Raw genomic sequence first — 6495 nt, forward strand, 5'->3', positions numbered from 1 at the left:
GGCAGGGTGCGGGACCACTTCACCTTCACCGCGCCGATCTTCGGCAGGCTCAGCCTGCCACTGCCGGTGATGCTCCAGCGGGCGTTGGCCGTGAACCGGATCGACTGCCGCGTGTCCTTACGGGACTTGAACCGGGGCGAGCCCAGTTTCCGGCCCTTCCGGGTTCCCTTGAGGGAGGCGAAGAAGTTCCGGTACGCGGTCTCGGCGTCGCGCAGGGACTGCTGAAGGACGACCGCGGAGACCTCACCCAGCCAGGACCGCTCCTTCGTCCGCTTCGCCTCGGTGATCAGCTTCCGGGACAGCTGGCCAGCCGTCGGGAACGGCTGCCCGGCCTCACGGGCGTCCTCGCGGGCACGCACCGCGTCGTTGAACACGACACGGGCGCACCCGAACGCCCTGGCCAGCGCGGCCTGCTGAGCGGCGTCGGGGTACAACCTGAAGGCGTACCGGAGCTGCATGACGATCACCCTAGAAAGCTCGAACACTCACTGTCACCGGGAACATGTGCGCGAGATGTCACCGGAACCGTGCACTGCCCGGCTCCGCCGGGACAACACCGCGACGCTCCGCGTCGCCCCTGTCAGATTCGCTTCACCACCGGCCTGAAGGCCGATGCACTGCGAATGGATTCCGGTAGCCTCGGGGCTCGTGACCCTTGATGATCTGCGCGTCTTCGTCGCCGTCTGCCGGGCCGGAAGTCTCAGTGCCGTGGCGCGTGAGCTGGGGTGCACCCAGTCGGCGGTGAGCCAGCATGTGCGGCGGCTGGAGCGTGAGGTCGGGGTCGGGCTGGTGGAGCGGCAGGCGCGCGGGGTCGTTCCGACGCCGGCCGGGCGTGTGCTGGAGCAGGCCGCTTCCGAAGGGATCACCGGGCTGGATCTCGCGCTGCGGCGGCTGGCCGAGATCGTTCGCGGGGGCGCGGGAGCCGTACGGATCGCCACCGGCGGGACCACCGTGCGGCACTTCATGGCGGAGGCCATCGTCGACTTCCGGAAGCGCTACCCCAGGGCGAACCTGGAGTTCCAGACCGAGAGTTCGAGCAGGAGCTGCTGCGAGGCGCTCGCGGACACCTCGCTCGACCTGGCGTGGGTCACCCTCGGATCGCCCGTGCGCGGTGTCGAGCAGCGGGGGGTCGTGGAGCTGCCCTGGGTGCTCGCCGTACGCGCCGACGACGAACTCGCCGGGCGTGAGTGGATAGAGGCCCGGGAGCTCGTCGGGCTGCGGCTCGTCGGGCTGCCCGGGAACTGCACGTCCTGGGCCCATCTGAAGGCGGCCTACCGGGAGTTGGGGATACCAGGCGACTCCTCCGGCACGAGTGTCGCCGACTGGGACACCGCCGTCCTGCTCGCCGGGCTCGGCGTCGGGCACGCCGTCGTTCCCGCACTGCCGGGGTGGAAGGGGCCGGGCCACCCCGGGCTGCGCTTCGTACCGGTTCCCGAGCTGCCGCCGCTCACGGTGGGGTGGGCGGTCCGGCGGTGGGACGCCCTCTCGCCGCTGGCCCGGGAGTTCGCGGAGACCGTGGCGCGGCTCACCGGGGGTGAGCGGGGCGCGGAGGGTGCGGGTGGTTCCGGGAATGTCGTGCTCGCGGGGGCGTGAGCGTCAGTGACCCGCCCGCTTCAGCTCCTCCACCAGCCCGACCGCCGTGGGGACCCGTACGCCGTGCCGCTCTGCCGCACGGAGCAGCGCCCCGCCGATCGCGTCCAGTTCGAGCGGGCGGCCCGCTTCCGCGTCGCGCTGCATGGACGATCTCATCTCCGGCGGGAACGCGTCATAGCGGGCGAGGGCCTCGGCAGGGTCCGCGGGGGCGCCGCACGCCCGGCTCACCGCCGCGACCTCCTCGACCAGGGAGGTCAGCTCCGCGCGGTGGCGTGTGCGGATGGCACCCGCCGGGAGGCCGTAGCGGGTGGTGAGCAGGGCGAGGGGCGCGAGGAACGTCATCTTCGCCCACAGCGCCGCCGTCTCGTCGTCCAGGACGCGGGTGGTCACCCCCGCCCATTCCAGGGCTCCGGCCAGTGAGTTGAGGCGTTCCCGCGGGATACCTCGCCCGGTCAGGTCGACCTCCACGAAGGGGCTGCCGTGCTCGATCACTCCCGGAGCCACCCGGGTCGACTCGACGCGGATGGCGGCCGGGGCGACACGGTCGGAGCCGTAGCGGTCGCGGAGGCGGTCCGGGTGTTCGACGCCGTTCAGGAACGGTACGAGGAGGCCGTCGCCGAACGCCTTCGCCGGGACGCGCTCCAGGGCCGCGTCGAGGGACGTGGCCTTCACCGCGACCAGACAGACGTCGACCGGCTCGGTCAGTTCGGGCGCCGTCTCCACACGGGCGGTGAAGTCGCGGAAGTGGGCGCTGTGGATCTCGATGCCGCGGTCGTCGAGGATGCGGGCCGTCTCCTCGCCCGCCAGGCAGATCACGCGGTGGTCCGCGCGGGACAGGAGCGCGGCGAGGAGGCCGCCGACGCCGCCCGGACCCAGTACCGCCACAGTGAGCCGGTCCTTCGTCATGGTCGCCCTCTTTTCTCTTGTCCGATCCCGGGTGGGTATCGGCCTCGGTGATGATCACAAGGGGCGAGATCCGAGTCAATCCTCGGAGGAGCTTGCTGATCCCCAAGGAAAAGCTTGATGCTGCTACGCCGGGTCGTCGGCCGAGTGGGAGCCGAGTGGGCCCGTTCTCGTACGGAGCGCGCGAGACTGGACCCATGTGCCGCAGCATCAAGACGCTCCGTCCGCCCGTGCTCCCCGAAGAGGCCACCGAGGAGGAGATCCGCGCAGCCGCTCTTCAGTACGTGCGCAAGGTGTCCGGCTTCCGGGCTCCGGCCGCCCACAACCGTGAGGTGTTCGACCGCGCGGTGGACGCCGTCGCCGCCGCCACGGCCGAGTTGCTGGCGGGGCTGGAGGTGCGCGGGGCCTCCGGCTGAGCGGAGTGGAGCGCCGTTGGGGCTGCGCGGGGCTGTGCGGCCGTCCGTGGCTGCGAGTTGTTCGTGGCTGGTCGCGCAGTTCCCCGCGCCCCTCAGAGGACCGCGCAGTTCCCCGCGCCCCAAAAAGGGCCGGCGGTAGGTCGTGATGCCGGGGGCACCCGTGTCTTCAGGGGCGCGGAGTACTGCGCGACCAGCCGCGACGGACCCGCAGTCGACCACCGGCAGAACCTGGCAGAGGGGACTCGCCGGTCACTCGCGGAGCACCCCGCACCAGGTACGCCGCCCCGGCACCCGCACCGAAGAGCGCCCCCACGGACACGGCCGTGGCCACCCACGACGTGCCCAGCACATGGGCGCCGAAGTAACCGAGGGCCACGCTGTACGCGGCCCAGGCGATACCGGCCAGGATGGACCAGGGGAGGAACTCGCGGACCCGGCGATGGGCCGCGCCCGCGCCGAGGGAGACGACCGAGCGGCCCGCGGGGGCGAAGCGGGCGAGGACGACGAGGGCGCCGCCGCCTCGGGCGAGGGCCGCGCCGAGTCGTTCCTGCGCGGTGGTGAGACGGCGGGAGCGGGCGATGGCGCGGTCCAGGCGCTCGCCGCCCCGGCGCGCCACGCGGTACGCCACCAGATCGCCCAGGACGGAGGCCGTGGCCGCGGAGAGCAGGAGGACGAGGAGGTCGGGGACGTCCTCGGCCGCCGCCCCGGTCGCCGTACTCGCCGCGGCCGCCGTCGCCGCCGTGATCACGAGGACCCCGCTCGGCAGGATCGGGACGAACACGTCCAGGAGGATGGAGGCGGCCACCAGTGCGTAGATCCATGGACTGGCAGTCAGCGACCCCACACTCTCAAGCACCGAGAACTCCCCTTGTACCCCCGTGGGCCGCGGCGTCGCCGGGAGTGCCCGAAGTGCCGGGGCGGCCTGTGACAGCCAGACAGCGTACGCCCCGGCTGTGACGGACAGTTCACAGGGGGTTGTAACTGCTCGTCGAGGAACGTACACAAGGCCGGATCAGCTCGACGCCCGGCTGCCGTCCCGGAGGCCGGAGTGCGAGGGCGCCCGCCTCCTCGGGAACGGAGGCGGGCGCCCTGGTGCGTGGAGCGGTGTGGCGTACGCCGGGTCAGGCCGCTACCGGGGTCTGGTCCGAGGCGGGCTTGCTCGCCGACGAGTCCGAGCGCTTCGAGAAGAGCCGGTCGAGGCCGAAAGCACCGGATCCCGTGAAGACGAGCAGGAACATCGACCAGCAGTACATCGCGGCGCCCTCGCCCCTGTTCTCGATGGGGAAGAGCCCCTGGGGCTGGTGGACCTTGAAGTACGCGTAGGCCATGGCGCCGGAGGCGATGAACGCCGCGGCGCGGGTGCCGAGGCCCAGCAGGACCAGGCTGCCGCCGACGAGTTCGATGACGGCCGCGTACCAGTTGGGCCAGGCGCCGGTCGCGGCGGTGCCGCCCTTGCCGTCCACGCCGCCGAAGGCGCCGAAGAGCGACATGGCGCCGTGGCAGGTGAAGAGCAGGCCGATGACGATCCGGAACAGGCCGATGGCGTACGGCTGGGCGCTGTTGAGGCGTCCGGTCATGTGGGGGACTCCTACGGTCTGGTTTCCCGGTCCTTGTGGGACCGGTGGGGACGAATACCGTTCGGAGGCCCACGTTAGGAGCGCCTAAACTATGCTTGCAAGTTCAACATTCGGCCAAGCCTTTGCTTCCCTTTGACGTTGTGTCTGCTGGTCGAGGGCGCGTAGAACGGCTCGTGCCACCGCGTCGGCGTCGGACAGAGTGACGGAATCCACACCTGGCCTGGCCCCGGCCGCCGTCACCCAGTGCACGCCCTCCGTCGGCACGCCGAACGCGAATCGCCTTGTGTGGGCCTTTCCCTGACGGTCTACCAGGTGGTACGGCCGCGGGGTCACGTCCAGCCCTCCTGTTTCGTAACCGTCGACGGTGTGCGGGCGGGCCTGACCCGTCCTCAGCAGCCGGGCGAGGAGGTCGTCCGCAGTCCGGCGCAGGTCGGGTTCGGGAAGGCGGGCCTCGATCAGCGTGGTCACGCGGACGGTCGACCCGGGGACGTCGGGGGAGTACGCCGTCCAGGCCCCGTCGTCCGGGCGCACCCGCAGACCCGGGCCAAGGACCGTCAGGACACCCGCCTCGACCAGGGCCGCCATCTCCTCGATACGGCGGCGGGGCGGCCCGATGGAGAGGAACGCGTTGAGCGGCGTGTACCAGCGGTCCAGGTGCTCCCGCCGGGAGGCGCCGGCCAGCCCGCCGTGGTCGACGATCAGCCGGAGTTCGTTGCGCAGGTCCCGCAGGACGTCGAGGGCGGACTTGAGGGGGCCGTCGACGTTGCCGAGCGCCGCCTGGGCCGCGTCCTCGCGCAGGTGCGCGAGCAGCCAGTCCCGCCAGGCGCCGGGGCCGGTGAAGGTCCGGTTCGCGTACGGGCGTGAGATCCGGTTCCAGGACCAGCGGTCGGCGGGCGCGATGCCGAACTCGTCGAGGACGGCGCTCTCCTGGGGGCCGGCGTGGGGGGTGGAGAGGAACTCGTCGCGGAAGTCGTCGAGGGACGGGCCGTCGAAGGGCGGGCCGTCGAGGGACGGGCCGTGGGGGCCACGCCTCAACAGCCCCTCGTAGTAGACCGCCTCGACCTCCTTCGCCACCAACGGCCATATGTCCGCCAGGAAGTCGGGCGCCTCGCCGGAGTCCGCGCGTTTGCGGAAGGCCGCGATCGCCTCGGGGGTGAGGACGAGCGGGGTGTGGCGGCCGTACGGGCCCTTCGCGTTGTCGCCGCGTGCCTGGTACGGGACACCGCGCCGGGAGCCCGCGTACAGACGTGGCTCGCGGCCGGAGGGCAGATAGCGCGGGCCTCGCGGACCGTCCATGAAACGGCCGCCCCGGCCCGTGGTCAGCAGGGCCATGTGGTCGAAGAAGTTGAGGCCCAGACCGCGCAGGAGGACGGGTTCGCCGGGGGTGAGGGGAGAGAGGTCGACGTCGGCCGGGTTGGCGGGCGGGACATGGCGCAGACCGTGCCGGGCGGCGAACGCCGTGAGCTCGCGCTGGGTGCGGTCGGGGGCCGTGGGCAGATGGCCCTGGGCGAGGACCACGGCGGACAGGCCGGTCAGGGTGCGGCCGTTGGAGAGGGTGAGGGTCTGACGGCCGTCGGGGGCGTCGTCCAGGCGGACCGCGAGGGCGGTGTGCACCTCGACCCGTATCCCGGGCGGCGCCTGACGCACCACGTCGGTGAAGACCCACTCCAGATAACGGCCGTACTGGGCGCGGGTCGGGTACTCGTCGGGGCCCAGCTCGCCGTCCGCCCACTCGTGGAGGCTCGGCCCCGGGCGGATCGGGCCCGAGCAGTCCACGCTCTCGTCGGTGAACAGGGTCACCTGGGAGGCCACGGTGTTCATCAGCAGGTGCGGGGACTGGGCGGTGCGCCAGACCCGGCCCGGACCCGGTGGCGAGGGATCGATCACATGGACCGTCAACCGCGCACCGGGCGCCAGGAGTTCGGGTACGGAGGCGCACAGGCGCTCCAGGACGCTGGTGCCGCGCGGGCCCGCGCCGACGAGGGCGAGGGAGACGGGGGTGGGGG

7 protein-coding genes are annotated in these 6495 nt (G+C 72.2%); 2 read left to right on the plus strand and 5 right to left on the minus strand.

Annotated features, from left to right (window positions below; genetic code table 11):
* The coding region (locus FNH04_RS39065; RefSeq protein ID WP_152790743.1) for an RNA-guided endonuclease InsQ/TnpB family protein at positions 1-458 on the minus strand (458 nt) is incomplete at its 3' end.
* A gap of 190 nt (positions 459-648) precedes the next feature.
* Between FNH04_RS39065 and FNH04_RS39070 the strand changes: the two genes are divergently transcribed.
* On the plus strand, positions 649-1593 hold the full coding sequence (locus FNH04_RS39070; protein WP_322725145.1) for a LysR family transcriptional regulator: 945 nt from the start codon (positions 649-651) through the stop codon (positions 1591-1593).
* Between the two features lie 3 nt (positions 1594-1596).
* On the opposite strand, the gene FNH04_RS39075 is transcribed toward FNH04_RS39070, so the two are convergent.
* Positions 1597-2499 carry a ketopantoate reductase family protein gene (locus tag FNH04_RS39075; RefSeq protein WP_152790746.1) on the minus strand — a complete coding sequence of 301 codons (903 nt, stop codon included), beginning with the start codon at positions 2497-2499 and terminating at the stop codon, positions 1597-1599.
* 194 nt (positions 2500-2693) lie between these two features.
* On the opposite strand from FNH04_RS39075, the gene FNH04_RS39080 reads away from it, so the two are divergent.
* On the plus strand, positions 2694-2912 hold the full coding sequence (locus tag FNH04_RS39080; RefSeq protein ID WP_152790748.1) for a DUF2277 domain-containing protein: 219 nt from the start codon (positions 2694-2696) through the stop codon (positions 2910-2912).
* Between the two features lie 166 nt (positions 2913-3078).
* Here the strand turns inward: FNH04_RS39080 and FNH04_RS39085 are convergent, their stop codons facing one another.
* From FNH04_RS39085 to FNH04_RS39095, 3 genes are all read right to left on the minus strand, one after another.
* Positions 3079-3768: a DedA family protein gene (locus FNH04_RS39085; protein WP_322725146.1), complete on the minus strand. Its 690-nt coding sequence runs from the start codon at positions 3766-3768 to the stop codon at positions 3079-3081.
* 265 nt (positions 3769-4033) lie between these two features.
* Positions 4034-4489 (minus strand): DoxX family protein, encoded by a 456-nt coding sequence (locus FNH04_RS39090; protein WP_152790749.1) that lies wholly within the window; start codon positions 4487-4489, stop codon positions 4034-4036.
* An 84-nt stretch (positions 4490-4573) separates the two neighbouring features.
* Positions 4574-6495, minus strand: a 1922-nt coding sequence (locus FNH04_RS39095; RefSeq protein WP_228031868.1) for an FAD/NAD(P)-binding protein, incomplete at its 5' end; no start/stop codon positions are given.

This window comes from Streptomyces phyllanthi (genome assembly GCF_009377205.1).
Lineage (GTDB): Bacteria > Actinomycetota > Actinomycetes > Streptomycetales > Streptomycetaceae > Streptomyces > Streptomyces phyllanthi.